Below are 26476 nucleotides of genomic sequence, written 5' to 3' on the forward strand. Positions count from 1 at the left end.
ATGCACGACTTCAGACGCTGTGGGCGGGTACCAGCACGAACAATACGGAGGCCGGCCGGCCACTGTCCGGATGCAGCGGCTCATCGATGCGTATCAGCCTGAGCCCGCACGCCGTGAACGTATCCAGCCAGCCGCCCAACGTGCGGAAGTACCACGGTGCCGGCGTATTGAAACCCTCGCCGCATCCGGCCCATGAACCTTCGCGCCAGCCATCGCGATAAGGCTGGTCGCCGCAAGCCATCATTGGATGCAGGGTCTGCACCACCAATACGCCACTGTGATTCAACAGGCCGGGCACGGCTGCCAGCAGGTGTTCCACCGACTGCTTGCCCAGCAAGGAGAAGTTGCACACCACCACATCGCCCCGCTCGCCAAGCATGCCGGCGGCGAGCTGCGCATAGGAGAGGTGTTCGAAGCGCCCGCCACCTTGCGCCCGTGCTGTCTCGATCAGGTCGGCCACGGCGTCCACGCCGATGACCTCGACACCCTGCGCCGTAAGCACGCGCGCCAGCCAGCCTTCGCCGCAGCCGATATCGATGACCCGTTTCGGCGCGCAGGCCATGACGGCCTCCACCACCGCGCGGTCCGTCACCAGGCGGCGGCTTTCGATGCGCTGTTCGCGCACCGCCTGCGTCCACGGCTGCGCGTTCTGTTGCCAGGCCGCGAGGATGGCGTTTTCGAGGAGGAGCGTTTCGCTGGTCATGCGAGCAGGCAACGCTCCGATGGGTCAGCCGCCGCGCGCCTGGTAACGCGTGGCAACGTAGTTGTCGAGGATGCCCACGAACTCGTCGGCGATGCGATCGCCGCGCAAGGTCATGGCCTTCTCGCCGTCGATGAATACCGGCGCCGACGGTGCCTCGCCATTGCCCGGCAGCGAGATACCGATGTTGGCGTGCTTGGATTCGCCCGGCCCGTTCACCACGCAGCCCATCACGGCCAGCGTGAGGTTCTCCACGCCGTCGTACTTCACGCGCCACTCCGGCATCTTGTCGCGCACATGCGCCTGCACGGTCTTGGCCAGTTCCTGGAAGAACTCGCTGGTGGTGCGCCCGCAACCCGGGCAGGCCGTGACCAGCGGCGTGAATGCACGCAGGCCCATGGTCTGCAGCAGCTCCTGCGCCACCACCACCTCGCCGGTGCGCGACGCGCCCGGTTCCGGCGTAAGCGAGATGCGGATGGTGTCGCCGATGCCTTCCTGCAACAGCACGGCCAGCGCGGCGCTCGACGCGGTGATGCCCTTGGAACCCATGCCGGCTTCGGTCAGGCCCAGATGCAGCGCGTAATCGCAACGTGCGGCGATATCGCGGTACACCGCGATCAGCTCCTGCACGCCAGATACCTTGCAGGAAAGAATGATGCGATCGCGCGACAGGCCGATCTCTTCCGCGCGCAGCGCGGAATCCAGCGCCGAACGGATCAAAGCCTCGCGCGCCACGTGCGCGGCATCCCACGGCTCGGCACGGGTGTGGTTCTCGTCCATCAACATGGCGACCATGCTCTGGTCCAGCGAACCCCAGTTGGCGCCGATGCGTACCGGCTTGCCGTACTGGATCGCCTTTTCGATGATCGCCGCGAACTGGCTGTCCTTCTTCTTGCCGAAGCCGACGTTGCCGGGATTGATGCGGTACTTCGCCAGCGCCTCGGCGCAGGCCGGCTCGCCTTCCAGCAACTGATGGCCGTTGTAGTGGAAGTCGCCGATGATCGGCACCTCTACGCCCATCATCTCCAGCCGCTCACGGATGCGCGGCACTGCCGCAGCGGCGGCTGGCGTATTCACTGTAATGCGCACCAGCTCGGAGCCGGCGCGCGCCAGCTCGGCGATCTGCTTGGCGGTGCTGACCGGGTCTTCCGTGTCGGTGTTGGTCATCGACTGCACCACGATCGGCGCACCGCCGCCCACGATCACCTTGCCGATCTGCACGGCGACGCTGGGGCGGCGCTTGCCGGGTTCGGCATTGCGGGGGGAAGAAGAAGACTTGTCGCTCATCAAGGAACCAACCGGACACAGGCCGCGACGCTGGCGCGGCAACCGTACAAGGATACTTCAAGCCGCTGTGGCGGTTCATGACAGGTCACGTAACAACCGCGTTTCGCCATGGATCGTCCAGCACCCTGGCCGATGCGGCATAACCGCGCACAGGCGCCATTCCGGCGGTTTCCAGACCGATCATGATCGCGGAGAAACGTGCCCGACACGACGATCAAGGAACACCCGCATGCCCGCCATCCATACCCTGGAAACCCCGCCGGCCACGCGCCGCGCGCACACCGTCGGCTGCACCGGCTGCGCCCACGCCAGCGCCTGCCAGGCGGGCGGCTACGGCAAGGACGAACTCTCCGGCCTGCGCCGCATCGTGGAAAAGGTCGGCCTGCTCCGCGACGGCGAATACCTCTACCGTCCCCGCACGCCCTTCCGCGCGCTCTACGCCGTTCAGTCCGGCATGGCCAAGACCGTCACGGTCGACAGCGCCGGGCGCGAGCAGGTGTTGGCCTTTCATCTCCCTGGCGAGCTGTTCGCCCTCGACGCGATCTGCCTTGGTTATCACGACAACGCCGTGATCGCGCTCGGCCGCACCCAGTTCTGCCGCTTCCCCTTCGACAGCCTGCGCTGCCTCGCCACCACCCAGCCCGACGTGCAGTGGCATCTCATGCACACCATGAGCCGCCAGATTCATCAGCAGCGCCTGAGCGGTGGCGACTACCCCGCCGAAGAACGCATGGCCGCCTTCCTCACCGACCTCAGCGACCGCCGCGCCATGCTCGGCCTGCGCGCCGACCACCTGCCGCTGCCGATGTCGCGCGCGGACATCGGCAACCACCTGCGCCTCGCCACCGAAACCGTCAGCCGCCTGCTCGCCCGCTTCCGCGATGCCGGGTTCATCCGCATCGACCGGCAGGGTCTCGACATCCTTGACGGCAGGGCGCTGCGCGACGTCGGGCGACACCTGCTTCAAGGCTGAGTCGCCTAGCACTCTCGCCCGAGCGGCATAACGACGCACTCCGCCATCACATCGCCGCGGCGCACTCCAAACTGCGGCAAAACAACTCATCGAGTTGATGTCGATCAATATCGAGAACAGCCCCGCTGCCTACCCTGCGCGCACTCCTTATGCAGGCAACAGGGGCTATGGCCAACGCAGCCGATTCGCTTACCTATAACGACAAGGTCGTGCGGCAGTTCCTCGCCGCCGCCGTTTTCTGGGGCATCGTGGGTATGGGGGTCGGCCTGCTCGCCGCCGCCCAGCTCGCCTGGCCCGCCCTCAACTTCGACATCCCCTGGCTGACCTACAGCCGCATCCGGCCGCTGCATACCAATGGCGTGATCTTCGCCTTCGGCGGCAGTGCGCTGATGGCCTCCTGCTACTACGTGGTGCAGCGCACCTGCCACACCCGCCTGTTCTCCGACAAGCTCGCCACCTTCACCTTCTGGGGCTGGCAGGCTGTGCTGGTGTCGGCGGTGATCACGCTGCCGCTGGGCATTACCCAGAGCAAGGAATACGCCGAGCTGGAATGGCCGATCGACCTGCTGATCGCGGTAGTGTGGGTGGCTTTCGGCTGGAACTTCTTCGGCACGCTGGCCAAGCGGCGCATCCGCCACATCTACGTGGCCAACTGGTACTACGGCGCCTTCATCATCGCGGTGGGCTTGCTGCACATCGTCAACAACATCGCCATCCCGGTGTCGATGGGCAAGTCGTACATCGTGTACTCCGGCGCCGTCGACGCGATGGTGCAGTGGTGGTACGGCCACAATGCGGTGGCGTTTTTCCTCACCGCCGGCTTCCTGGCCATGATGTATTACTTCGTGCCGCGCCAGGCCGACCGCCCGCTATGGAGCTACCGCTTCTCCATCGTGAACTTCTGGGCGCTGATCTCCGTGTACATGTGGGCCGGCTCGCACCACCTGCTGTACACCGCCCTGCCCGACTGGGTGCAGTCGGTGGGCATGATCTTCTCGCTGATCCTGCTGATGCCCAGCTGGGGCTCGGCCGCCAACGGCCTGATGACCTACAACGGCGCCTGGTACAAGCTCAAGACCGACCCGATCACGCGCTTCATGGTGATGGCGCTGGTGTTCTACGCCGCCGCCACCTTCGAAGGCTCGATGATGGCGATCAAGAGCGTCAACGCGATCTCGCACTACACCGACTGGACTATCGCCCACGTGCATTCCGGCGCACTCGGCTGGGTGGCGATGATCACCATCGGCTCGCTCTACTCCATGGCGCCGCGCGTGCTCGGGCAGGAAGCGATGTACTCCACCCGCGCCATCAACGTGCATTTCTGGATGCATGTGGGCGGCACCATCATGTACGTGTTCGCCATGTGGACCGCCGGCGTCACCGAAGGCGTGATGTGGCGTGAAACGCTGCCCTCCGGCTCGCTGGCCTACAGCTTCATGGACAGCCTGCGCGCGGTGCACCCGATGTACATCATCCGTGCCGCCGCCGGCCTCATGATCGTGAGCGGCATGTGTGTGATGGCCTGGAACATGTGGCGCACCTGGGAGCCCGTGCGTGCGCGTGGCGTCGAACCTATCGCCATTCCGCAGGGAGCCTGAGCCATGAGCCAAACCAATCCAGGCGGCTTCCGTCGCTACCGCTATTTCGAGTTCATCGAGACCCACGCCGGCCTGCTCGGCGTGCTGATCGCCATCGCCGTGTCGTTCGGCGGCCTGGCCGAGATCATCCCGCTGTTCTTCCAGGCGCATGTGGTGAAAGCGCTGCCCGGCGTCGAGCCGCGCGACCCGCTGCGCCTCGTTGGCTTCGACGTCTATGTGCGTGAAGGCTGCTACGGCTGCCACTCGCAGATGATCCGCACCCTGCGCGCAGAAACCGAACGCTACGGCCACTACTCCGAAGCGGGCGAATCGGTCTACGACCATCCGCACCAGTGGGGCAGCAAGCGTACCGGCCCCGACCTGGCCCGCGTCGGTGGCAAGTACAGCGACGACTGGCATCGCCAGCATCTGATCAATCCACGCAGCGTCCCCGGCGGCAAGGACTCCAACATGCCCGGCTATCCCTGGCTGGACAACAACGCACTCGACGTCGCCGACGTGCAGGCACGCATGAAAGTGCTGCGCACCCTCGGCACGCCTTACAGCGATGCCGACATCGCCGCCGCTCCGCAGGTTCTGAAAGGCAAGACCGAAATGGATGCGCTGGTCGCCTACCTGCAGAGCCTCGGCACCGCACTGCCCGCCTCGGGTGTGCGCACCGCTTCCACTCAAGCCGCGGAGGTCGCGCCATGACTGCTTCCTGGATCGGACATCTCTACGGCGGCAGCATCCTGGTGCTGATGGTGCTGTTCCTTGGCATCTGGGCCTGGGCCTGGAGCCGGCACAACAAAAAGACCTTCGACGCGGCCGCGCACCTGCCGCTCGAACACGACCGCGTCGCGCCGCACCCGCAGGAGAGCCGTCGATGAGTTTGTTCTGGAGCATCTACGTCGGCGTGCTGGTGACCAGCAATCTCGGCCTGGCGATCTTTCTGTACATCTACGGCACCCGCGTCAAAATTCCCATCGAGGGCGACGGCACCACCGGCCATAGCTGGGACAACGGCCACCTGCGCGAGTCGGTGCGAAGGCTGCCGCGGTGGTGGGCGATGATGTCGCTCACCTCGATCGTGGTGGCCATCGGTTATCTGATCCTGTTTCCCGGCTTCGGCAACTACAAAGGCCTGCTCGGCTGGACGTCGGAACAGCAGGTCAGCGAGGCGCGCGTCGCCAACGCACAAAAGCTGGACCAGATGTTTGCGCGCTATCGCCAGTACCCGGTGAACCAGCTTGCCGGCGATAGCACCGCGCGGCAGTACGGCAACCGCCTGTTCCAGGACAACTGCGCCGCTTGCCACGGCACCCGCGCGGAAGGCGGGCACGGTTTCCCGGCGCTCACCGTGAACGGTGACGATGGCGACTTCGTGGTCTCGACCGCGCTGGCCGGACGCACCGGCGTCATGCCGCCCTGGGGAGCCGTGCTTGGCGAACAGGGCGTCACCGACGTGGCGAACTACGTGCTCAGCCTCTCCGGCGCACCGCACGATGCCGCACGCGCACAGGCGGGCGAGCCGCGCTTCAAGGAAACCTGCGCGGCCTGCCACGGCGCCGAAGGCAAAGGCACCAAAGCGCTCGGCGCACCCGATCTCACCGATCACAGCTGGATCTACGGCGGCGACCTCGCCAGTGTCGAACAGAGCATCCGCGATGGCCGCACTGGCCACATGCCGGCGTGGAAAGACCGGTTGGGCGAAGACCAGCTCCGGCTAATCGCCGCATGGCTGCGCTACAACGCCCTGACCGAACGCGAAGCGTCCATCGCCGCGCCGGTGGCGGACGCGCGCCGATGAGCGCTGCCGCCTATCGCGCGTTCCGCTGGTATCGCGAGCCCGTCGTATGGCTGGGCGCGCTGGTGCTGGCGACCGCGATCGGCGGATGCATTTCCTTGATCCGCACCGCCTCGCATCATGTCGACGCTGAACTGCCGGAGCCGGTGAACCGCGGCGCGCGCATGCAGGTGTCGGCGCAACGCCTGTCGGGCACGCTGCCGGCGCTAGCGCAATTGCAGCGCATGGACGACCAGTTGGTGATGCAAGCCGACGTCGGCGACACGGCGCCGTCGTCGCTGCAGCTGCTGTTCTGGAGCACACGCGCAGAGCACGACGTGACAGTGCGCCTGCTGCGCCAGGCTGATGGAAGCTACCGCACCGCATGGCCCTCCCTGCCATCGATACCGCTGCACGTGCGCATCGACACACCAAGCCGCGACGATGTACTGATCGGCGAATGGCCCCTGCAAGCCCAACAGATCGAACTGCGCGAGCCATCCCGATGAGCGGCGGCTGCTACCACTGCCACGAAACCTTGCCGGAAGGCGAGCGCATCGTCGCGCGTATCGGTGGCGAAACGCGGACCTTCTGCTGCATCGGTTGCCGCGCCGCCGCCGAGTGGATCGAACAGCTCGGCCTGGGCGACTACTACCGCCTGCGCAGCGCCCCGGCACGCAAGGCCGAGGACGCGCCGCGCGAAGAGCATCTGTGGGACAGACCCGAACTGGACCGCCACGTCGTGCGGCAGCTCGGCGACTCGCGCAGCGAAGTCTGCCTGTTGATTGAAGGCGTGCGCTGCGCCGCCTGCGTGTGGCTGATCGAACGCAGCCTCAGTGCCTTGCCGGGTGTGATCGATGTCCAGGTGAATGCCGCTGCCTCGCGTGCACGCGTCGTGTGGGATGCGCAGCGCACACCGCTGCCCGGACTGCTGGAAACCCTGTCGCGTACGGGTTATCGCGCCCTGCCGCTAGATGCGCAGGCCTTGGACGATGCCCGCCGCCGCGAACTGCGCGGCGCACTCAAGCGACTCGCCGTTGCCGGCTTCGGCGCGATGCAGGCCATGATGTATGGCGTCGCGCTTTATGTCGGCGCCTTCCAGGATATGGACGCCAGCACGCGCGACCTGCTCCGCTGGATCGGCTTTCTGGTGGCCACACCGGTAGTGCTCTACGCCGCACGCCCCTTCTTCGCCGGCGCGCTGCGCAACCTTCGCGCGCGGCGACTGGGCATGGATGTGCCGGTGGCGTTGGCGGTCGGCCTGATCTATGCCGCCAGCCTGATCCAGGCGCTGCACGGCGGCGCCGAGGTGTATTTCGATTCGGTCAGCATGTTCGTGTTCTTCCTGCTGCTGGGCCGCTTTCTGGAAATGCGCGCGCGGCATCGCTCCGGCGACCTGGTCGATGCACTCGCCCGGCTCACGCCGGTGTTCGCCGACCGATATCGCGAAGACGGCACGCTCGAACGTGTCGGCGCGAACGAACTGCAACCGGGCGACACTGTGCATGTCCCCGAAGGCGGCAGCGTGCCGGCCGATGGCGTTCTCCTCGATGCGGCCTGCCGCGTCGACGAGTCGCTTCTTTCCGGCGAAGCGGAACCGATCGGCAAACGGACCGGCGACCGTTTGATCGCCGGCAGCGTGCTGCAGGACGGCCCGATCCGGCTGCAAGTGGAGTGCGTAGGCGCGGATACCGCGCTGGCCGGCATTGTCGCCCTGGTCACTCGTGCGCAGACCGAGCGGCCGCGCCTGGCCTTGGCCGGCGAACGCGCCGCGGCCCGCTTCGTGGCGCGCGTGCTGGCGCTTACCGCCGTTACCGCGTTGACCTGGAGCTTGCTCGATCCTTCGCGCGTGCTCACCGCCACGCTGGCCGTGCTGGTGGTGTCGTGCCCCTGCGCTTTCGCGCTGGCGGTGCCCGCCGCGATGACGCGTGCACTGGCTGTGCTCGCGCGCCGTGGCGTACTGGTCGCCCATGTCGATGCCATCGAAGCATTGGCCGCAGCCGATCACGTGGTGTTCGACAAAACCGGCACCCTCACACAGCCGTATTTCCAGCAACAGGCGGGGGACGACGCCGTGCGGCCGCTCGCGCTGGCGATGGCTCGTGCAAGCAGCCATCCGCTGGCACAAGCCATGGCTGCATCGCTTGGCGACGGTGGCGCCGCGCCTGTCGCGCAGCAGGTGATCGCGTATGCCGGACATGGTGTGGAAGGCATCGTCGATGGTCGGCGCCTGCGCCTGGGCCGCGCCGACTTCGCCCTGCGCGGTACGGTGAAGGACAACGCGCTCAACGATGCAGTCGTACTGGCCGATGATCACGGCGTGCTTGCCACCTTCCAGCCAAGGGAACGGTTGCGCGACGGCGCCGCGGCCTGCGTGCGCGAACTCCACGCGCAGGGATTGGCGGTCGACGTGCTCAGTGGCGACGCGCCGCAACGCGTGCGCGGTATCGCCTCGGCGGTCGGCGCTGGCGAATGGCACGCGCGCCAGCGGCCCGCCGATAAACTGGCGCGATTGCAGGCGCTTCGCGCGCGCGGTGCCAAAGTGATCGCGGTCGGTGACGGCATCAACGATGCTCCCGTACTGGCCGGCGCCGATGTCGCCGTGGCGATGGGCACGGGTACGTCGCTGGCGCAGGCAAGCAGCGACATCGTGCTGACCCACGGCCGCCTGCAGGCACTGCCGGAAGCGCGGCGGCTTGCACTGCAAACACTCCAGGTGCTGCGCCAGAACCATCGCTGGTCGCTGCTCTACAACCTTTGCGCCGTGCCGCCTGCTGCGCTGGGCCTGGTGCCACCATGGCTCGCCGCCATCGGCATGTCGCTGAGCTCACTCCTGGTCGTATTGAACGCCTTGCGCATCGGCCGCGAACGTCCCGCCCCCACTGGCGCGATGCCATTGCGCGAGGTGCACGCATGACCACCATGCTGATCCTGATTCCGCTGACCTTCCTGTTGCTTCTGGTCGCGGGCGGCGCCTTCTTCTGGGCGGTGAATCACGACCAGTTCGACGACATGGATAGCGCGAGCCTGGTGCCGCTGACCGACCACGCACCCCAGCCAAGCGATCCGGACAAACCGGAGGATTCGTGAGCGGTGGGCTCGGTCTGTTCGCCGCGCTATTGCTGGGCCTTGCGGCATCCGGCCACTGCGTATTGATGTGCGGCGGTATCTCGGGCGCACTGGCCCTGGGTACGAAGCGCGATGCGAATGGCCGTCCATTGGCGCGCCTGATGATCGCCTATCAACTGGGCCGCATCGGCGGCTATGCGCTCGCCGGCTTGCTGTTCGGCTCGATCGGCGCGGGACTCTATCTGCTATTGGATCACGATGGTTTGCGCATCGCCCTGCGGGTGATCGCCGCGGCGGCGTTCGCTACCGCGGCGCTTGCGTTGCTGGGCGGACAAGGCCTGCTGGAACGCCTCGTCGGCAGACGCCTATGGCAGCGCCTAGCTCCGCGCGCGCGAAAACTGTTCCCGGTCAATACATGGCCCCGCGCCTTCGGCGTCGGCATGTTATGGGGCTGGATGCCCTGCGGCTTCGTCTACACCGTGCTGCTGCTCGCCCTGGCGAGCTTCGATCCGTGGCGCAGCGCGGCAACGATGCTGACGTTCGGGCTGGGCACCCTGCCCTCGATGCTCGCCGCGGGTTTCAGCGGCGGCGTGCTGTTTCGCTGGCTGGGGCGTCTCGCGTTTCGCCGTGCCGGCGCGGGTCTGTTGCTGACCATGGCGCTGCTGACACTGGCCGGCCCCTGGCTGGCGCCGCTCGGCATGCCGCATCTGACGGCGCTGCTGCCGTTCGATTGCTGACGCCCCTCTCGTCCGCATGACGAGAGGGGCGTCATTTCAAAGCTCGACGCGATTGAGCCTCAGCGCATTACTCACCACCGACACCGACGACAGACTCATCGCCAGCGCCGCGATCATCGGCGACAGCGTGATACCGAGCAGCGGATACAGCAGACCGGCCGCCAGCGGCACGCCCAGCGCGTTGTAGACGAAAGCGAAGAACAGGTTCTGGCGGATGTTCGCCACCGTCGCCTGCGACAGTGCGCGGGCACGCAGGATGGCGGTGAGCTCGCCTTTGACCAGCGTGACTTGTGCGCTCTCCATCGCTACATCGGTGCCACCGCCCATGGCAATGCCGATATCCGCAGCCACCAATGCCGGGGCGTCGTTGATACCGTCGCCCGCCATGGCCACTCGACGCCCTTCAGCGCGCAACTGGTTGACCACGGCTGCTTTGTCGGCAGGCGACACGTCGGCGTGCACGGCATCGATACCCAGCTCCTTCGCCACTGCATTCGCCGTGACGGCGTTGTCGCCGGTGAGCATCACGATACGCAGCCCCGCCGCATGCAGATCGGCAATGGCCTTGGGCGTACTCGGCTTGATGCGATCGGCCACCGCCAGCAGGCCAGCAAGTGCGCCATCGACGGCGAGGAACATCACCGTGGCGCCACTCTGACGCAAGGCGTCGGCGCGAAGACGTGCATCTTCGCCCAAGGCCACACCCAGCGATTCGAACAGCCGCGCATTGCCCAGCGCGACATCGCGACCATCGACGCGGCCTTGCACGCCGCCACCCGTAAGCGTGCGGAAATCCGTCACCGCAGGCACGGTTACCGAGCGGGCTTCGGCGCCCGCAAGAATCGCGCGTGCCAATGGATGTTCGCTCGGACGCTCCAACGCGGCAGCGAACGCCAGCAACTGGTCCCACGGCAGCGCACCGACACTGATGACATCCTTGAGCGCCGGCTTGCCCTCGGTCAGCGTGCCGGTCTTGTCCACCACCAGTGTGTCGACCTCACGCAAGGCCTCGATGGCGCTGGCGTCCTTGAACAATACGCCGTTCTGCGCACCGCGACCGCTGGCCACCATGATCGAAATCGGCGTTGCAAGACCCAAGGCACACGGACACGCGATGATCAGCACGGAGACCAGCGCGATCAGCGCATGAGCCATACGCGGATCCGGCCCGAGCACCGCCCAGCCGATAAAGGCCAGCACCGCCACCGCAACCACCGCAGGCACGAACCACGCTGCCACACGATCCGCCACACGCTGTAGCGGCGCCTTGCTGCGCTGCGCCTGCGCCACCAGCGCGACGATCTGCGACAACATGGTGTCGGCGCCGACCTTCTCCGCACGCATGGTCAACGCGCCGTCCTGGTTCACCGTGCCGCCGGTCACGTGATCGTCCTTTGACTTGGTTACCGGCAAGGGTTCGCCAGTGAGCATCGATTCGTCGATATGGCTGCTGCCTTCCAGCACTACGCCATCGACCGGCACCTTCTCGCCGGGACGCACGCGCAGCATGTCGCCCGCCTGCACCTCATCCAGCGCCACATCCTGTTCACTGCCATCGGCAGACAAGCGTCGCGCGGTTTTCGGCGCCAGCCCCAGCAAGGCCTTGAGCGCCGCGCCGGTGCGACGACGCGCACGCAGTTCAAGAAAATCACCCAGGGTGACCAGAGTGACGATCACGGCAGCGGACTCGAAATACACGCCCACCCTACCGTGCATGTCCCTGAAACCTGCCGGGAACAGATCGGGCGCGAAGAACGCCACCATGCTGTACAGCCACGCCACGCCGGTACCCAGCGCAATCAGTGTGTACATGTTCGGCGACCACGGCTTCAGCGAACGCCAGCCGCGCGCGAAGAACGGCGCACCGCCCCACAGCACCACGATGCTGGAGAACACCACCTCGATCCAGGCCGCCACACGATCCCACGGCGCCGGCAGATGCCAGCCGAACAGATGCGGCCCCATCGCCAGCAGAAACACCGGCAGCGTCAGCGCCACCAACACCCAGAAGCGGCGCGACATATGACGGAGCTCGCCGCCGTCATCCTCTTCAGCACTCGGCATCATCGGCTCGAGCGCCATGCCGCATTTCGGGCAATCGCCGGGGCCGACCTGCTGTACTTCCGGGTGCATCGGACAGGTATAGATCGCACCGGGCACGACAGGCGCGGCAGGCTTGTCATGCAGATAGCGCTGCGGCTCCGCCACGAACTTCGCGCGGCAACGCTCGGCGCAGAAGTAATAAGTATGGCCCTCGTGCTCAGCGCGATACTTGGCGCTGTGCGGATCGACGTTCATGCCGCACACCGGGTCCTTCACCGTATGAGCGGCGTGATCGTGATGATGGCCGTCGTGATGCGAAGCACCGTGATGATGATGGTCATGCGCATGATCGTGCGCGTGCTCATGCGGCCCGGCCTGCGCCGCCTTGTCAGCACAGCAGCTTGCGGAAGCTTTCGGCACGACCGGCTCGGCAGCGGGGCTGCAGCAAGATCCCTTTTCACCGCTCATGCCTTCGGCTCCTCATCCACCAGCGCCCGCAGGATCGGACACTGCTCCGGCGAGCCGTGCCCTGGGCAAGCCGCCACCAACTGTTCCAGGCCGTTGCGCACGCGCGTCAGCTCGGCGATGCGCTCGTCGATCGCCGCTAACCGATCCTGCGCCCGCTTCTTCACCGCCTTGACACCGCGATGCCGATCCGCCGACAGCGCCAGCAAATCGCGGATCTCTTCCAGCGTAAAACCCAGATCCTTGGCGCGACGGATAAAACGCAACTGGCGCACCGCGCCTTCGTCGTAGCTGCGATATCCCGAAGCGCGCCGCTCCGGCTCCGGCAGCAAACCCTCGCGCTCGTAATAGCGGATGGTGTCGATAGCAACGCCGACGCGCTTGGCGACGGCACCGATGGTCAGGGAGGAGGTTTGTGTGTTCATAGGTCAAGTCTAGACCTTTGATCTAGGTCTAGAGTCAAGCCCTTCTTAAATCCGCCCCCATTCAGGTGGCCGGAACCAGCAAGGTGTCCACCCTCGATCGGCCTAGTGTCCAGTTCACTCCGGCATCCGCACTATTGGAGATCACGCGCTGGAATTTATTTCTGGATGGGCTTGGAGGAAACATCCTCCGCTATCAGGCGCAATGCCCGCTCACCACGAGCACGATCGCTCTCACCCTCTGTCGGCAGGACCGGCAGGTCGGGAGCGATACCGGCTTCCTCGTTGGACCCGTCAGCGCGGAGGCGCATGCAATTCGGCACGCGGAATCGCAGCCGTGAATGACGCAGGACGATCGGCACGCCATCGGTCATGAAGCCGCAACCGTCACCGCCTGTCCGGTCTCCGACCAGCTTGGCGATGTGGTTGTCCTGCATCACCGCAGCGAACATCTCCGCCGACGAGTAGGAGCGTCGATCAGCGAGGACATAGGTTGGGCCAGACCACGTGCCGTAGTAGGCATCGACGATCGATGACGACGCGAGCGTACCGGCGGTCTTGTCGCTCCCGTAAGCGCCTCTCTGTAGACCGGCGCTGTACCCGCCAGCATAGCCGGCGGTGAGGAGCCGATTGCAGTTCAAGGGCGACCATGGTCGCCGCTCACGCCATGACCACGACAGGTCGCACCGATGCTGCCCGATGCTGTTCTTCTGATCCACGAAGAAAGATCGGGCCTCGGCCAATGCCGCCTTCGCGGCCGGCGGCCTTATGGAGGGGAGCGCGGCATCGATGTCGCTAACCTCACTATCGAAATAACCAGCCGCGAGCGGGGCATCTACCATCAGGAGCCGGGCGGAGCGTACCGCGTGATCGGTGAATAGGCGGGCCGTCCAGTCGCCGCTGTCGTCACCACCGCTGTTGTTGCCGATATCGATGACGAGGGCGGTCGCACCTGCCTGGCGCAGCTCTGTCACAGCGGCGGTCATGTCCTGGAACCAACGCATCCGCGCCGCTTCCATGATCGTCTCGGGGGTGATGGCCCTACCCGCTCGCCGCAGATCTGCCCATGCGTGTAGGCATGAAGCAGGAAAAGCCCTCGCCCGAAACGCCTGAATGCGAATGACGCCCAGCCTGACGCCTGAGCGCACCACCAGGCCGGTGCGGAAGGTCGAGCCAAGGCCGTCAGACACAAGCTGGAAACTGGGGAGTCCTTCGAGCGGAAGGGAGAAGGCAACCGGCGCGGTAGACGCATACCCGAGCGACGCGCATCCCCCGGCAGAGGCGTCAGGGCTGAGGGTCGGTTTCTCCGGCTCTATAGCCTGCGCCGATGCGGCGGCAAGAAGGGGTAGTTCCGACAGATGCCCGTCGTGGAAACCGGTTATGAAGGCGCGGATGGCGTCGGCGGCCTCCGCATCGTCGCTAGCGGACGCGAGCGCTGCTGTCGTCTTCCGATCCAGCGCCGGAAGATCGACCCCGCCAGCACCGGATGCCTTCCATGCCAGATTGGAGTAGCGATCAGTCAGCTCCGTCTTGAGCTGGACATAGTCCTGTTGCCAAGCCCCACGGTCGAATGGCTCGGCCGCGATGGTCGTTCCGGAGAACAGGATGAGAGCAAGCAGCAAGGATATGCGCATCGTCGATCCACGGAAGGCAAACGAGACCGCACGGTAGTGGAAGCTGTGCGACCGGTCTTGGATGTTTGGCGCAATCAGGATGCTACGCGCGTTTCCGGTACTCGGAAGGCGAACAACCCAGCACCGCGTGGAACGATCGCGCGAGATGCGCTTGGTCGCAGAAGCCGCAGTCCGCAGCGACCTGCGCAATGGGAAGGCGCGTTGCCTTCAGCATGTCGGCCGCCTTTTGCACGCGCGAGCGTCGCTGATATTCGCCTGGAGTGCAGCCCAGTTCCCGGCGAAAGGCCCGAGTGAGCGTCGCCGGATGGCAATCGATAACTCGGCACAACGCCGCCACTGATATGACTTGCCCCTGCACGGCATCGATAACCGCGCAGGCGCGCCGCACGATCACCGAAGTGGGAACGGAAGCCCCGGCAAGATCGCGGCCCATCTCGGCGGCGACCTGCCAAATCAAACCCGCGATCGCGCCCCTCGAAAATGCATCGTTCGTTCGGCGTTCCGCGTCGATCCGGGCGGCCAGCTCTCGGATAGGTGTTGAACGTGCTGCCGGGGCCGCACGAAACGGCAGTGTCGTCACGAGATAGTCGAGAAGATCGGCCGCCGGCGTAACGATGATCTTGCGAGCTCCATCAGCCCCAAAACGTTGGGCATGAGGTAACCCCTCCGGGCAAATGAGAGCGCTTCTGCAATCCTGCACGGCAACCCGCCCGCCGATCGTTTCTTCATAACCTCCACCAAGCACGACCGTAAGGCTCGGTGTTGCATGGATATGCGACGCGATGCTGCTATTGGCCGCATAGGTTCGATAGCAGAGGCTTGCAGAATGCGAAGGCTCATCGGTCATTGAGCCATCATATCGCCTGACGGGTTGTTGAGAAGCAGCCCGCCGTGAATCAAGCACATCAAGTGCTTGATTCATCGGAGCCGGGATGCTCACGCACACTAGGGTCGACATCGCCAAGACGGACATGCCCCCATGTAAAGAGTCATCGCGACTCTGTGTATCGCTTGAAGATGTCGAGCGTTCCCATCCAATAGAAGTGCAAATGCCTATAGATGGCTATCGTGGGAAATCCGGATGCCTCGAATCTCAGGAGCGTTCGGCTACCGCCGGCTTCGAGTTCGAAGCTGAGTTTCGTATAGCTCGCGGGCTGATCCGGGAGACGAGACAGCGAGCTCAGATGCGTGAAGCTCAGCGCTTCGCACGGGCGAAATGCCAGCACGACGCCCCTGTTTTCGAATGGAAGATGGTGCATGCCTCGAATGACGATCGCGCTACCCAAGGCCCAGGTCGTATCCACCTCGACGGCGTAGTCGTCGCCACCAAGCCATTCGCGCATACTGCGGTGGCTAACGAGGTGCTTCCAAACCACAGGAGCGGGTTTCTCCAAAACCACTTCTTCGCTGAAGTGGTCGGGAATGTCGCCGCTGTCATCACTTGGTAGGTTCATTGCTCGATCCGCAGTTCGCCATCGACTCGCGTCGCAGCGTGGCCGCCCACCCAAAGACGCTGCCCGTTGACGGCAATATGCACTCGGCCTGAGCGCCCTATCATCGCCCCTGATTGACCGCGCTTTCGTCTTTCAGCAGGAAATCCAGCACCGTGCGTACGTAGGTATCCGTGTGCTCCACGTTGGGCAGGTGGACAGCCGGCAGTATCACCAGGCGCGCACCTGGCACGGTCGCGGCGATGTACTCGCCATGGCTCGCCAGCGTGACCGTGTCGTTTGCGCCAGCGATCACTAGTGTGGGGAGGTGGATGAGCGCAATGGTCCGCCGCATGTCGGAGTCGCGCACCGCCGCATAGGAGCCCGCCAGTCCTACGGGGCTGGTGGAAAGCAGCATGTCGCGGAATGGCTCAATGGCGGAGTGTTCGGCTTCGAGCATATGCGCCGGAAACCAGTTGGCCAGGAACGCCTCCGCCACGGCGGCCATGTCGGGCGATGTCTGCAAGGCGGCGATGCGTGCGTCGAATTCGCTGGGCGGTCCCAGATGGGCTGAGGTATTGCTCAGGATCAGTCGATCGATGCGCTCCGGCGCATGGATGCCCAGCCACTGTCCCACGAAGCCACCGAGCGACAGGCCAAGGAAATGGGCGCGTTCGATGCCGAGCGCATCGAGCAACTCGGTAACGTCGCGGCCCAACCGATCCATCGAATAAGCCCCTGCGGGAGCGTCCGATTCGCCGTGGCCGCGGGCGTCGTAGCGCAGCACGCGAAAGTGCTCGGCCAATGCGCTTGTCTGGCCATCCCACATGTGCAGTGTCGTGGCAATGGAGTTCGACAAGACGAGGACAGGCTTGTTCGCGTCGCCATCAAGGCGGTAGGCCAGGCGGTGTCCATCGCCGGTGGTGATGAAAGTGGTGCTGTTCATGGCGCATCGCTCCTTAGGGTTGGGCAGGTGCCCGGTACGAGAGGGATGCTAAGTGCCGCCGCTTCTGATAAAAATTACAAAGTTCTGAAAACCTTTGTAGGTAATTTGGACATGAGCGCTTTTACCCTGCACGACCTCCAATGCTTCGACGCCGTGATCAAGGCTGGCGGCTTTCAAGCCGCGGCCCAGGTCATGAACCGCTCACACCCCGCCGTGTTCGCCGCCGTCGCCAAGCTCGAGCGACAGCTGGGATTTGTGCTGCTGGAGCGTGGCGGCTACCGCGTGCAACCCACGGCGGCGGGCCGGTCCTTTCATCGCCGTGCGCAAGCGCTGCTGCGCGAACTGGAAAGCCTGCACGCCCACACGGCGCAACTGGCCATGGGCGCGGAAAGCGATCTGCGTGTTGTCATCGGCGACATGTGTCCCGTGCCACAGACGCTGCGCTTGCTGAGCGGCTTTTTTGCGCAACATCCCAGTACCCGGCTGCATCTCCATTTCGAAGCGGTCACGGGGCCGTGGGAGCGACTCTTCAACGACGAAGCCGACCTGATCTTTCATCGCGTGGATAAGCACGATGCGCGCATCGAATGGGTGGATCTGTGCCCGGTGTCGTTCATCCCTGTGGCAGCGCCGGGCTTCCTGCCATTTCGCGCCGGCCGCGCGGTGCGGCCCGAGCATCTGCGTGAACTGACGCAATGCATCATGCGCGATACGGCGCAAAGCCCCGAGTCACGAAGCTACTTTGTGGTGGAAGGCGCGCCGCAATGCACCGTCGCCGATCAACTCATGAAAAAGGAAGTCATCCTGCAAGGCATGGCCTGGGGTCACCTGCCGAACTTCCTGATCGAGCAGGAACTGCGCGATGGCAGCCTGATTTCCCTCGCCGGGCGATACCTGCCTGGTGGCGTGCAAGAGCTGGTAGCCGCCCGCCGCCATGACCGGCCACACGGCCCCGTGGCCAATCAGCTGTGGCAACTTATCCGCGACAAGACAACTCAATGGCGAAGTGCTTTGGCATAGTGGCTCTGATCAGGGGCGATGCTGTAGAGGGCAACGTCAATATTCCCAGCCTCTTCGAAAGAGAGAAGCCTTCCCTGTTTTCTATTTCAATACGACCCCTGGGTGCCAACCGCTCTTGTCCAGGAATGCGTGCGGGTCGTGCATCTGGATGATCTCGCGTATCGCGCGGCGTTTATCGGGAGCATGCTGGTAGTAGGACTTCACGATGCGGTAGCCGACCCAATAGCCGAGATCCCCGAGCTTGTCCGCCGTTGTATTGTCAAACCAGTCAGACAAATCGGTCTTGTCCGTGTCGGCCGCGAACCTGGCCTCGATCTCATTCTCTCGCCCTTTGGTCGACTCCCTGAAGGCTCCATAGGCGACATCGCCAGATATCATTTCGCCCATAAACTCGGCGGCTCCTTCCAACAGGGATCTCTCAAGAACCGTAGGGTGCTCGTTGTTGGAAAGCCCGGGGTCTTGCTGGGAGTGGATGTACTCGTGTGCAGTCACATGCACGAAACGATCGTCGATATTGGGGCTGAGGAACCGCCCGATCGGCGAGCAGATGACCTCCAGGCCGATCTGGACGCCATCCCCCGGGCCGGAGATGGCCAATGGCCTCCCGCGGCCGATGACGATGGTCACCGGGGGCTTCTGCGACTCCGGGTAGACAGCGACAAGTTTGCCAAAGGCGATGTCGAGCCGCTCACGGACGCGAGGCAGTACCGCCATGCAAGCTCTCGCCCCAACATAAAGTTCTGGCCGTGTCGCAATCGCCTGCGCGATGCGTTCGGCCGTCACATTGCGTACCTTCATGAGATGGTGCAGCCCCTCTGTTCCGGGGCCCAGATAGTCATATTGGAGTTGCTCTGCGGTCGGGTGATCGCCGGCGGCGTCATAGATCTTGTAGAAACGTGTGACATCCTCGGTTTGAATCTCGATGCCACTGGCGGGCGAACGTGGCGCGTTCAACACGGCGAGGCTCGTGGGCTGGTCTGCGGCCTGGGCGGCAGAAAGTGCAAGGCAGCAGACTAAAGCGAGACCGATGGATGAGCGGCGGTTCATGTCAAATTCCATGAGCGTAAAGTGCAGTGAATGATTGAGTAGGCATGTCTACTTTTTCGTGATTCTCGAGCCACTTCGCGAAGAAACGGCTTGTCGCCGCGGCCGGGCTACGCGCACTGCAGCTTGCCACGACCCACCTCGCAGCAAGGCCACCCACCCAGAGACTCCGCTCGTCAACGGTAACGTGGACTCGGCCTGAGCGCCCAATCACTCGCCCTGATTGACCACGAAGCGGTAGGGAGCGGCATTCACCGCTGAGCGAAAACGGAGGCTCAGCGGGAAACGCACGCCTCATAGGCCTTATCCAGCGCGGCGCGGGAGTCGCGCGGAAGATAGTCGGACGCTTTAGTGTGCGCCGCCAACGAACCGTTCGTGAAGAAGCCAAGTACCTTCTCAACGATGGCGGGATCTCGCAACACGCGCCGGTGTCCCAGCCCTCGCGTCACCACCAGATGTGCCGACGGCCATGATGCCGTCAATGTGCGCGCATGCGTCAATGGCACTTCCCTGTCGTCCTCATCATGGACCACCAGTAGTCGTTGTTGCTTATGCGCATCGTCCAATGGGGCGATATCCAGATAAGACCACGGATGCCCAAGCCAGCGTTCAACGCGTGCGCGGAATTCAGCGACGACGCGCGCATTCGCACCGATGGCTTGAGCGAAGCCATCGATGGAAGCCACGGGATGCACAAACGGCGCAACGAATACCATGCTTGCTGGTGGTGTCCATCCGGCGCGCAAAGCGAGCGATACGGCGGTGCAGCCGCCGGAGTGGGCGATGATGCCGGCGACGCTGGCTTCGCTCGATGCGATGACCTGCAACGCGTCGGCGAATTCGAAGAAGGTCACCCGGCGTCCACCATGACGGCTCTCGGCGGATGAGCCATGCGATGGCGCGTCGAAAGCGACGACGCGGAAACCCGCTTCGCGCAACGGCAGCACGAACGACTGCAGCTGCCCCGCATGTCCACCCCAGCCATGCAGAAGGATGACCGTCGGCCCTTCATCGCCCCAGGCCCACGCCACCACCTCTCGGCCATGGACGCGGAACGACAGCCGATCACCGCAATCGAGCACGGTCTGATCTGCCGCGCGAGGCGTCGTCCTCGGCGCGGAGAACCATAGGCGATCCATTACTTTTGCCGCATACGACGGGCTGATGGCACCGAGCATGCGCACGCCCACCCGTAACAGACGCTGCCCTGGCAGGATCCAGGCCGGCGTTTCGGAACGTTTGACTGGTGTGCGTGGTGAATGCTGCGCCGTCATGATGATCACGCTTTCCGTGGATGAAGAACCGGGGGCGTTGCGTGATCGACGTTAGCAGTGGTGAGTCATCGGGTAACCGGGCGAGCCGGCCAGATTGATGGGCAAGCTCGCCATCGCATGGCGAGGCGTCAGAACACCGTGACGTCGGCAGTATAGAAACGTTTGCGGAACGCCGCGGGCGTGAGATGCGTTCGCCGCGTGAATAGTCGCGAGAACGTCGCCACATCAAGATAGCCCACTTCGGAAGCCACCTGCGCCACGCTGAGCGTGGTGGTTTCGAGCAGCAGCTTCGCGCGTTCCACACGCAGGTCGTGCAGAAGGTCCAACGGTGAGCGTCCCGTTTCGGCACGGAATTTACGCAGCAACGTGCGGCTGGAAAGATTGAACGCATCCGCCAACGTGTCCAGCCGGTAACGCTCCGCCAGACGTTTCTCAAACCACACGCTCACGGCGCGCGCGAAGGATTCGCGCCGCTTGTGGCTGAAGCGATGGTCAAGATATGTCGCCTGACTGCGCGGGCTGTGATCGATCAGGCTGAACCTGCCGACCGCGCGGGCGAGACTGGTGCCGACGCAATCGCGGATCAGCTGCAGCGCAAGGTCCCCGTACGCCGTGAACGCGCCGCACGTAACGATCTCACCATCACGCACCAGCACGGCATCGGGTACCACTTCCACCTTGGGATAGCGTCGCGCCATTTCCCCGGCGAGCGCCCACGCGGTGGTCGCCTGCCGTCCATCCAGGACGCCGGCTTCGGCGAGCAGCAGGCTGCCGCCGCAAATGGAGGCCACCTTGCGTTGTTCCGCCGCGCGGCGAATAAGCGTCTTCTCTTCATCGAGACCGGCCAGTGCTGCGCTGATCTCCTCGGCATTGTTGAAATCGAAAGCCGGCACCACGAGCAGGTCGAATGGCGTGGGCGCGGTGACGGACAACTGGGCACCGCCCGCCAGGCGTATGAGGCCGGCCTGCGCGCCGATGATGGACACGGAGAACGGCATTGGCGCATCCGGCTCGCGCATGCCGCTGATGCGATTTGCCACGAGCAGGACATCCGAGAGTCCAAGGACCTCGGCGCCCATGCACCCGTCGTAAGCAAGAATGGCGACCCGCACAGTAGTTCCCTTCGATCACTCCAAGCGCCAAGCGTGGCGATTTCGCCCTGCGCGTCAAGCGTTCCGTTGTGCAGACCGTCGCGTCATTGAGCGGAGGGTGACATCGTAAATATCCATCTATTCAATACATTACCTACGATCCCGAACACCTATACCACTGCAACCCTGGCGGCGCCGGCGAAAAGATTGGCGAGATCGCACATGGGTTTTGCGAACACGCGGCGGGATTACCCCTAGATCTGTCGCTGCAGACAAGTGACGGGGCAATGCGGCCAACCTAGGCTGGCATGGATCGATTTCCCCCACCGATCCGACGCGCAAATCCTGTCTGAGAACGCGCGTCGTCCCCTGTCAAAGACAACCCATTCTTCTGTGAGCAGCCATGCCCGAGCGACATGTCGTCAGTACATTCATTTCGCTGGTCGAGAGCGGCCAGTTTATCGACGCACTGCAGCGCTTTTACCATCCCGACGCCATAGTCTGGGAGAACCTCTGGCAGTCACGCATTGGCCTCGACGCGCTAATCGAGAACGAGCGCCTGGTGTTGAACCGCTTCACGACCGTGACGGCGCACGCGGCTCAGGTCGTGGTCGATGGCGATCGCGTTGTCATCAACTGGCGCTTCGAGTTCTCCAGCGACAACGCGCACACCACGCTGGACGAAGTCGCCGTGCAGCAATGGGTCGATGGGAAGATTGTGTACGAGCGTTTCTATTACGATCCAGCGCAGTTGCAGCCCGAGGCCGTCGGTCCGGCGGCCCATGAGGATGCCCGGGAAGCCGCTGCCCAATGAGCGCTGCATTCCTCATTACCGCGTTGCTCGTCGTGGCGTCGCCAGGAACAGGCGCGCTCTACACCATCTCCGCCAGCCTTTCCCGTGGCGTACGCGCAGGCCTTGTCGCCGCGGCAGGCTGCACGCTCGGCATTCTCCCGCACATGCTGGCCACCGTGCTCGGCCTTGCAACGGTGTTCCGCACTAGCGCACTGGCGTTCGAGGTGCTCAAGATCGTCGGTGCCGCCTACCTGCTCTATATGGCGTGGCAGGCGCTGCGTGACGCCCGCATGCTCGAGGTAAAGGATTCTGGCGAGGAACAAAACACGGCGAAGGTCATCGCCTCCGCCGTATTGCTCAATCTGCTCAATCCCAAGCTTCCGGTGTTCTTCCTTGCTTTTCTTCCGCAGTTCGTACCCGCGGACGATCCATCGCCCATCACCACGATGCTCATGCTCAGCGGTGTCTTTATGGCGATGACGTGGGTGGTGTTTGCGAGCTACGGTTGTTTCGCGGCACTGATGCGCAAGCACGTTCTTACGCGACCGTCCGTGCTGACGTGGATGCGGCGAAGCTTCGCTGCAGGCTTCGCGCTACTCGGCCTTCGGCTGCTCGTCAGTCAACGTTAGCTGCGTAGCCTGCCGATGTCGCACGACCAGTTCGCTTTCCAGGCCAGCAGCGTGTCGACCAGCACGGCAGGTCAATCGCTGCAACGAAAAAAAGGAATTTCGTATGAATGTTCGTCACCTCACATGGCTTCTCCTGGTCGCCGTACTAGCAACTCCCCTGCAGGCGCAGCCCGCCGCCCCTTCATTGCGTCTTTATGTTTTGGATTGCGGCCGGATCCATTTTGACGACCTTGCCCAGTTCGCCGATACCGGCGAGTACGATGGAAAACCGGGCGACCTGGCGGCTCCTTGCTTCCTCATTCGGCACCCGAAGGGGGACCTGCTATGGGACGCTGGCTTAGGAGACCGTTTCGCTGGCAACCCCAACGGCACACTGGTTCGCGAAGGTGTTCATGCATTCGTGACCAAGACGTTGCGATCACAGCTCGAAGCTGTGGGGGAGAGTCCCGACGATGTCAAATACATTGCCTTCTCCCACTTCCATTGGGATCACACCGGAAATGCGGGTGCGTTCGCCAAATCGACGTGGTTGTTGAGTCGACGCGAAGTGCAAGCACTGGAAGGCGAGTTGACGCCAGTTGCCGTGCGCCCCGAGAACTTGACTGCCTACAAGCAGGCAAAGGTGGAGCTTATCGATTTGGATCGAGACGTCTTTGGCGATGGCTCGGTGAGCATTCTGCGTGCCAATGGCCATACGGCCGGCCATCAAGTATTGATGCTACGCCTGCCGAAGAGCGGCACGGTCGTTCTCTCGGGCGACCTGTTCCACACCCGGGAGAATTTCGACAAGGGCCTCATGCCGGTATTCAACTATTCCCGGGGCGAGACGTTGGGCTCCATCGACCGTATTCGCCGCATCCTTAAGAATACGGGAGGTCGTCTGATCATCCAGCATGACCCGAAGGACTTCGAAGCATTACCCAAAGCACCGAAGTTCCTCGAGTAAGCATTCAACGCGCTACATGCTTCGAACCCGTCCAGTCGATCATGCCCCTATCTCATAGCCTGGCGCGTGAGTCACAACGGTGCCCGCTGATGGATCAACTGGACTCGCCATGTCATGTCCGTCATGACCCATCGCACGCACTACATCGAGCAGCATCCATGACTAAGCCACGCCTGAAACCCATAGTCGCTGTGGTGAGCCTGACCCTGTCGCTGAGCGCCTGCGGCAAGCACGAAGCCACTTCGGAGCCATCCGCCCCCGCCAAAGGCATCAGCACTGCGACCGCCAAAGCGAGCGGCACCGCCGCAGCGACTGCCTCCAAAAGCTCGTTCGACGTCAGCGAGCTGGATAGCACCATCGCCGCCTGTCAGGACTTCAATGGCTTCGTCAATGCCAAATGGGTAGCTGCCAACCCCATCCCCGAAGATCGCAGTGGTTGGGGCGCCTACGATTCGCTTATCGAGAGCAGCCTCAACATCCAGCACGATATCGTCGATGCAGCTGACAGGAGCGCCGACAGCGCCAAGGCCGCCTCGATCGAGCAGAAGATTGGCTGGCTGTATCGCTCGGGTATGGACGAGGATGCCATCAACGAGGCCGGTCTCGAACCGATCAAGGTGAAGCTGGAGGCGATCGGCGACCTCAAAATCCCTGCCGACGTGGTCGAGTATATCGACCGCAGTTTTAGCGAGGGTGCGCAGCCGCTGTTCCATTTTGGCGCAAACCCGGACTACCGGGATGCCAAGATGCAGATTGGGTACGCCAACCAGGGCGGCCTTGGTCTGCCGACCAAGGACTACTACAGCGACTCCAAATATGCCGATGTCCGCATCGCCTACGTCGCCTACATCGTCAAGCTGCTTCAGCTGGCCGGCGTGTCTGCAGACGATGCGAAGTTACAGTCCGTTGAGGTGATGAAGTTCGAGACCCAGCTTGCCGAGGCTTCGCTTTCGCCAGAGGAAGAGCGCGATCTGCGGAATCAGTACCACTACGTCACAGTAAAAGAGGCTGACAAGATCACGCCGCACTTCAGTTGGCTGAAATTCTTCAGCATGCAAGACCTGGCCACCATCGATGGCTTCTCGCTATCCCAGCCGACATTCTTTGCTCAGGTCGACAAAATGCTCGCTCATGTGCCGATCGAGCAGTGGCAGGCCTATCTGCGCTTTCATGCGATTGATGATGCGGCCAGCGATCTATCCCAGGATTTCCAGGACGCAAAGTTCGCGTTCTACAGTCGCACCCTGACCGGCCAGCCGCAGCAGAAGTTGCGTTGGAAGCGTGTGCTCGACACCGTCAATGCCGATATGGGCGAAGCCTTAGGCCAGCTGTACGTAGCCAAGATGTTCACCCCCATGGCCAAACAGCGCGCCGAAGCGTTGGTCGACCGTGTGCGCAACGCGCTGAAAGTCCGCATCGAGAACCTCGACTGGATGAGCGCCGAGACCAAGGCCAGGGCCATCGCCAAGTGGAACACCTTCCTGCCCAAGATCGGTTATCCAGACAAGTGGCGCGACTGGTCAGGCCTGCAGATCAAGCCGGATGACTACTACGCCAACGTAAAGGCAGCGGCCAAATTTAACTACCGGTACGACATCAGCCACATCGGCAAACCCACCGATCGCAGGGAGTGGGGTATGACGCCGCAGACAGTGAATGCCTACTACAACGCATCTGACAATACGATCAACTTTCCGGCCGCCATCCTGCAGCCACCGTTCTTTGACACCAACGTTGACGATGCGATCAATTACGGCGCGATCGGTGCGGTGATCGGTCATGAAGCCAGTCACGGTTTCGATGATGAAGGCAGTCAGTTCGACGGCGAGGGCAACAACAAGAACTGGTGGAGCAAAGAGGATCGCGCCAAGTTTGACGCGCGCACCGACAAGCTGGTTCAGCAGTTCAACGCGTATGCGCCGATCAAGGACAAGCCTGCTGTTCATGTCAGCGGCAAGCTCACCCTGGGCGAAAACATCGCCGATCTGGCAGGCTTGAACGTGGCCTACGACGCGCTGCAAGCGGCACTGGAGAAAAGCCCGGCGGATTCAGCACGGAGAATCGACGGCTACACCCAAGATCAGCGCTTCTTTCTCAGCTGGGCGCGCATTTACCGCTCCAGCATGCGCGAGAAGAAAGCCCTGCTCTACGTCAATACCAACGTACACGCACCGCCCGCGCTGCGCGCTATCGGCGCGCCCTCGAACATGGAAGCATTCGCTACTGCATTCCAGTGCAAGCCGGGCGATGTAATGGTTCGTGCGGGCAATAGGCAAGTGAAGATCTGGTGAGGCTTTCATCGCGGCCGTACCCAAGCTACGGCTTCGAGCACAACCACAGACTTACTTACGCTCGGGAAGCGAAAGCCCTGCCCTGGCTTGATAAGGCGCGAAGCTTCATTACAACACCATCCGATAGCACAGCACGCTGAGCTATCGGCCGCCCGCACTGGAAGCGATCCCGATCCACAGACCTCAACCCAACCTGCGGCCTGCGGCTCGCCGCGCAAACTAACTTGGCATCTGGACCAGTCAATGCGGGCCAGTCAGGCAAGTGCCGATAGTTGGCTCTGGCACTGTATATATGTGAAGGGTTAGCGCGGCTACT

At 63.5% G+C, this 26476-nt stretch carries 25 protein-coding genes; 14 read left to right on the plus strand and 11 right to left on the minus strand.

Going from position 1 to position 26476, the window contains the following annotated elements; genetic code table 11:
• Positions 1–10 precede the first annotated feature (10 nt).
• Complete coding sequence (locus ISS97_RS19410; RefSeq protein ID WP_379984533.1) at positions 11–703, minus strand: class I SAM-dependent methyltransferase; 693 nt, start codon at positions 701–703, stop codon at positions 11–13.
• Between the two features lie 24 nt (positions 704–727).
• Positions 728–1987, minus strand: a complete 1260-nt coding sequence (ispG, locus tag ISS97_RS19415) for a flavodoxin-dependent (E)-4-hydroxy-3-methylbut-2-enyl-diphosphate synthase (protein ID WP_379984532.1) — start codon at positions 1985–1987, stop codon at positions 728–730.
• 229 nt (positions 1988–2216) lie between these two features.
• On the opposite strand from ispG, the gene ISS97_RS19420 reads away from it, so the two are divergent.
• The 9 genes from ISS97_RS19420 (at position 2217) to ISS97_RS19460 (ending at position 10132) form a co-directional block, all read left to right on the plus strand.
• Positions 2217–2960, plus strand: coding sequence for a helix-turn-helix domain-containing protein (locus tag ISS97_RS19420; RefSeq protein WP_379984531.1), 744 nt, complete (start codon positions 2217–2219; stop codon positions 2958–2960).
• Positions 2961–3127: 167 nt separating this feature from the next.
• Positions 3128–4561, plus strand: a complete 1434-nt coding sequence (gene ccoN / locus ISS97_RS19425; protein ID WP_379984530.1) for a cytochrome-c oxidase, cbb3-type subunit I — start codon at positions 3128–3130, stop codon at positions 4559–4561.
• 3 nt (positions 4562–4564) lie between these two features.
• A complete protein-coding gene (gene ccoO / locus ISS97_RS19430) occupies positions 4565–5254 on the plus strand; it encodes a cytochrome-c oxidase, cbb3-type subunit II (RefSeq protein WP_379984529.1) in 690 nt (229 codons plus the stop codon).
• A complete protein-coding gene (locus tag ISS97_RS19435; protein WP_379984528.1) occupies positions 5251–5430 on the plus strand; it encodes a cbb3-type cytochrome oxidase subunit 3 in 180 nt (59 codons plus the stop codon). Before ccoO ends, ISS97_RS19435 begins: the two co-directional genes overlap by 4 nt.
• Positions 5427–6350: a cytochrome-c oxidase, cbb3-type subunit III gene (gene ccoP / locus ISS97_RS19440; protein WP_379984527.1), complete on the plus strand. Its 924-nt coding sequence runs from the start codon at positions 5427–5429 to the stop codon at positions 6348–6350. The genes ISS97_RS19435 and ccoP overlap by 4 nt, the downstream gene beginning before the upstream one ends.
• Complete coding sequence (locus tag ISS97_RS19445; RefSeq protein ID WP_379984526.1) at positions 6347–6835, plus strand: hypothetical protein; 489 nt, start codon at positions 6347–6349, stop codon at positions 6833–6835. Before ccoP ends, ISS97_RS19445 begins: the two co-directional genes overlap by 4 nt.
• Positions 6832–9243 (plus strand): heavy metal translocating P-type ATPase, encoded by a 2412-nt coding sequence (locus ISS97_RS19450; protein ID WP_379984525.1) that lies wholly within the window; start codon positions 6832–6834, stop codon positions 9241–9243. The genes ISS97_RS19445 and ISS97_RS19450 overlap by 4 nt, the downstream gene beginning before the upstream one ends.
• A complete protein-coding gene (ccoS, locus tag ISS97_RS19455; RefSeq protein WP_379984524.1) occupies positions 9240–9416 on the plus strand; it encodes a cbb3-type cytochrome oxidase assembly protein CcoS in 177 nt (58 codons plus the stop codon). The genes ISS97_RS19450 and ccoS overlap by 4 nt, the downstream gene beginning before the upstream one ends.
• Positions 9413–10132, plus strand: a complete 720-nt coding sequence (locus ISS97_RS19460) for a sulfite exporter TauE/SafE family protein (protein WP_379984523.1) — start codon at positions 9413–9415, stop codon at positions 10130–10132. The genes ccoS and ISS97_RS19460 overlap by 4 nt, the downstream gene beginning before the upstream one ends.
• A gap of 36 nt (positions 10133–10168) precedes the next feature.
• On the opposite strand, the gene ISS97_RS19465 is transcribed toward ISS97_RS19460, so the two are convergent.
• The 6 genes from ISS97_RS19465 to pcaD all read right to left on the minus strand — a co-directional run bounded on the left by ISS97_RS19465 (position 10169) and on the right by pcaD (position 17072).
• Positions 10169–12643, minus strand: a complete 2475-nt coding sequence (locus ISS97_RS19465) for a heavy metal translocating P-type ATPase (RefSeq protein WP_379984522.1) — start codon at positions 12641–12643, stop codon at positions 10169–10171.
• Positions 12640–13065, minus strand: a complete 426-nt coding sequence (locus tag ISS97_RS19470; RefSeq protein ID WP_379984521.1) for a heavy metal-responsive transcriptional regulator — start codon at positions 13063–13065, stop codon at positions 12640–12642. Before ISS97_RS19470 ends, ISS97_RS19465 begins: the two co-directional genes overlap by 4 nt.
• 155 nt (positions 13066–13220) lie before the next feature.
• A complete protein-coding gene (locus tag ISS97_RS19475) occupies positions 13221–14696 on the minus strand; it encodes a S41 family peptidase (protein ID WP_379984520.1) in 1476 nt (491 codons plus the stop codon).
• A gap of 82 nt (positions 14697–14778) precedes the next feature.
• Positions 14779–15618 (minus strand): helix-turn-helix domain-containing protein, encoded by an 840-nt coding sequence (locus tag ISS97_RS19480; protein ID WP_379984519.1) that lies wholly within the window; start codon positions 15616–15618, stop codon positions 14779–14781.
• A gap of 67 nt (positions 15619–15685) precedes the next feature.
• Positions 15686–16150: an SRPBCC family protein gene (locus ISS97_RS19485; RefSeq protein ID WP_379984518.1), complete on the minus strand. Its 465-nt coding sequence runs from the start codon at positions 16148–16150 to the stop codon at positions 15686–15688.
• A gap of 100 nt (positions 16151–16250) precedes the next feature.
• The gene (gene pcaD, locus ISS97_RS19490; RefSeq protein WP_379984517.1) at positions 16251–17072 is read right to left on the minus strand and encodes a 3-oxoadipate enol-lactonase; all 822 of its coding nucleotides are present in this window, start codon (positions 17070–17072) and stop codon (positions 16251–16253) included.
• Positions 17073–17117: 45 nt separating this feature from the next.
• On the opposite strand from pcaD, the gene ISS97_RS19495 reads away from it, so the two are divergent.
• Positions 17118–18092, plus strand: coding sequence for a LysR family transcriptional regulator (locus ISS97_RS19495; RefSeq protein ID WP_379984516.1), 975 nt, complete (start codon positions 17118–17120; stop codon positions 18090–18092).
• 81 nt (positions 18093–18173) lie between these two features.
• Here ISS97_RS19495 and ISS97_RS19500 read toward each other — a convergent pair whose 3' ends face one another.
• The 3 genes from ISS97_RS19500 to ISS97_RS19510 all read right to left on the minus strand — a co-directional run bounded on the left by ISS97_RS19500 (position 18174) and on the right by ISS97_RS19510 (position 21522).
• Positions 18174–19139: a DUF2268 domain-containing putative Zn-dependent protease gene (locus ISS97_RS19500; protein WP_379984515.1), complete on the minus strand. Its 966-nt coding sequence runs from the start codon at positions 19137–19139 to the stop codon at positions 18174–18176.
• Positions 19140–19411: 272 nt separating this feature from the next.
• Positions 19412–20410, minus strand: a complete 999-nt coding sequence (locus ISS97_RS19505) for an alpha/beta fold hydrolase (RefSeq protein ID WP_379984514.1) — start codon at positions 20408–20410, stop codon at positions 19412–19414.
• A 128-nt stretch (positions 20411–20538) separates the two neighbouring features.
• Positions 20539–21522 (minus strand): GlxA family transcriptional regulator, encoded by a 984-nt coding sequence (locus ISS97_RS19510; protein WP_379984513.1) that lies wholly within the window; start codon positions 21520–21522, stop codon positions 20539–20541.
• Between the two features lie 382 nt (positions 21523–21904).
• On the opposite strand from ISS97_RS19510, the gene ISS97_RS19515 reads away from it, so the two are divergent.
• The 4 genes from ISS97_RS19515 to ISS97_RS19530 all read left to right on the plus strand — a co-directional run bounded on the left by ISS97_RS19515 (position 21905) and on the right by ISS97_RS19530 (position 26160).
• The gene (locus ISS97_RS19515; protein ID WP_379984512.1) at positions 21905–22315 is read left to right on the plus strand and encodes a nuclear transport factor 2 family protein; all 411 of its coding nucleotides are present in this window, start codon (positions 21905–21907) and stop codon (positions 22313–22315) included.
• Positions 22312–22923, plus strand: coding sequence for a LysE family translocator (locus ISS97_RS19520; RefSeq protein ID WP_379984510.1), 612 nt, complete (start codon positions 22312–22314; stop codon positions 22921–22923). Before ISS97_RS19515 ends, ISS97_RS19520 begins: the two co-directional genes overlap by 4 nt.
• 103 nt (positions 22924–23026) lie before the next feature.
• A complete protein-coding gene (locus tag ISS97_RS19525) occupies positions 23027–23869 on the plus strand; it encodes an N-acyl homoserine lactonase family protein (RefSeq protein ID WP_379984508.1) in 843 nt (280 codons plus the stop codon).
• A gap of 158 nt (positions 23870–24027) precedes the next feature.
• Positions 24028–26160, plus strand: coding sequence for a M13 family metallopeptidase (locus tag ISS97_RS19530; RefSeq protein ID WP_379984507.1), 2133 nt, complete (start codon positions 24028–24030; stop codon positions 26158–26160).
• Positions 26161–26476 lie beyond the last annotated feature (316 nt).

Source organism: Dyella koreensis, assembly GCF_044904565.1.
GTDB lineage: Bacteria > Pseudomonadota > Gammaproteobacteria > Xanthomonadales > Rhodanobacteraceae > Dyella_D > Dyella_D koreensis.

Bases quoted from the DNA above. Each gene is read 5' to 3' on its own strand.
- ISS97_RS19410 (WP_379984533.1), bottom strand. From the start codon at position 703: ATGACCAGCGAAACGCTCCTCCTCGAAAACGCCATCCTCGCGGCCTGG.
- ispG (WP_379984532.1), bottom strand. From the start codon at position 1,987: ATGAGCGACAAGTCTTCTTCTTCCCCCCGCAATGCCGAACCCGGCAAG.
- ISS97_RS19420 (WP_379984531.1), top strand. From the start codon at position 2,217: ATGCCCGCCATCCATACCCTGGAAACCCCGCCGGCCACGCGCCGCGCG.
- ccoN (WP_379984530.1), top strand. From the start codon at position 3,128: ATGGCCAACGCAGCCGATTCGCTTACCTATAACGACAAGGTCGTGCGG.
- ccoO (WP_379984529.1), top strand. From the start codon at position 4,565: ATGAGCCAAACCAATCCAGGCGGCTTCCGTCGCTACCGCTATTTCGAG.
- ISS97_RS19435 (WP_379984528.1), top strand. From the start codon at position 5,251: ATGACTGCTTCCTGGATCGGACATCTCTACGGCGGCAGCATCCTGGTG.
- ccoP (WP_379984527.1), top strand. From the start codon at position 5,427: ATGAGTTTGTTCTGGAGCATCTACGTCGGCGTGCTGGTGACCAGCAAT.
- ISS97_RS19445 (WP_379984526.1), top strand. From the start codon at position 6,347: ATGAGCGCTGCCGCCTATCGCGCGTTCCGCTGGTATCGCGAGCCCGTC.
- ISS97_RS19450 (WP_379984525.1), top strand. From the start codon at position 6,832: ATGAGCGGCGGCTGCTACCACTGCCACGAAACCTTGCCGGAAGGCGAG.
- ccoS (WP_379984524.1), top strand. From the start codon at position 9,240: ATGACCACCATGCTGATCCTGATTCCGCTGACCTTCCTGTTGCTTCTG.
- ISS97_RS19465 (WP_379984522.1), bottom strand. From the start codon at position 12,643: ATGAGCGGTGAAAAGGGATCTTGCTGCAGCCCCGCTGCCGAGCCGGTC.
- ISS97_RS19470 (WP_379984521.1), bottom strand. From the start codon at position 13,065: ATGAACACACAAACCTCCTCCCTGACCATCGGTGCCGTCGCCAAGCGC.
- ISS97_RS19475 (WP_379984520.1), bottom strand. From the start codon at position 14,696: ATGCGCATATCCTTGCTGCTTGCTCTCATCCTGTTCTCCGGAACGACC.
- ISS97_RS19480 (WP_379984519.1), bottom strand. From the start codon at position 15,618: ATGAATCAAGCACTTGATGTGCTTGATTCACGGCGGGCTGCTTCTCAA.
- ISS97_RS19485 (WP_379984518.1), bottom strand. From the start codon at position 16,150: ATGAACCTACCAAGTGATGACAGCGGCGACATTCCCGACCACTTCAGC.
- pcaD (WP_379984517.1), bottom strand. From the start codon at position 17,072: ATGAACAGCACCACTTTCATCACCACCGGCGATGGACACCGCCTGGCC.
- ISS97_RS19495 (WP_379984516.1), top strand. From the start codon at position 17,118: ATGCTAAGTGCCGCCGCTTCTGATAAAAATTACAAAGTTCTGAAAACC.
- ISS97_RS19500 (WP_379984515.1), bottom strand. From the start codon at position 19,139: ATGAACCGCCGCTCATCCATCGGTCTCGCTTTAGTCTGCTGCCTTGCA.
- ISS97_RS19505 (WP_379984514.1), bottom strand. From the start codon at position 20,410: ATGACGGCGCAGCATTCACCACGCACACCAGTCAAACGTTCCGAAACG.
- ISS97_RS19515 (WP_379984512.1), top strand. From the start codon at position 21,905: ATGCCCGAGCGACATGTCGTCAGTACATTCATTTCGCTGGTCGAGAGC.
- ISS97_RS19520 (WP_379984510.1), top strand. From the start codon at position 22,312: ATGAGCGCTGCATTCCTCATTACCGCGTTGCTCGTCGTGGCGTCGCCA.
- ISS97_RS19525 (WP_379984508.1), top strand. From the start codon at position 23,027: ATGAATGTTCGTCACCTCACATGGCTTCTCCTGGTCGCCGTACTAGCA.
- ISS97_RS19530 (WP_379984507.1), top strand. From the start codon at position 24,028: ATGACTAAGCCACGCCTGAAACCCATAGTCGCTGTGGTGAGCCTGACC.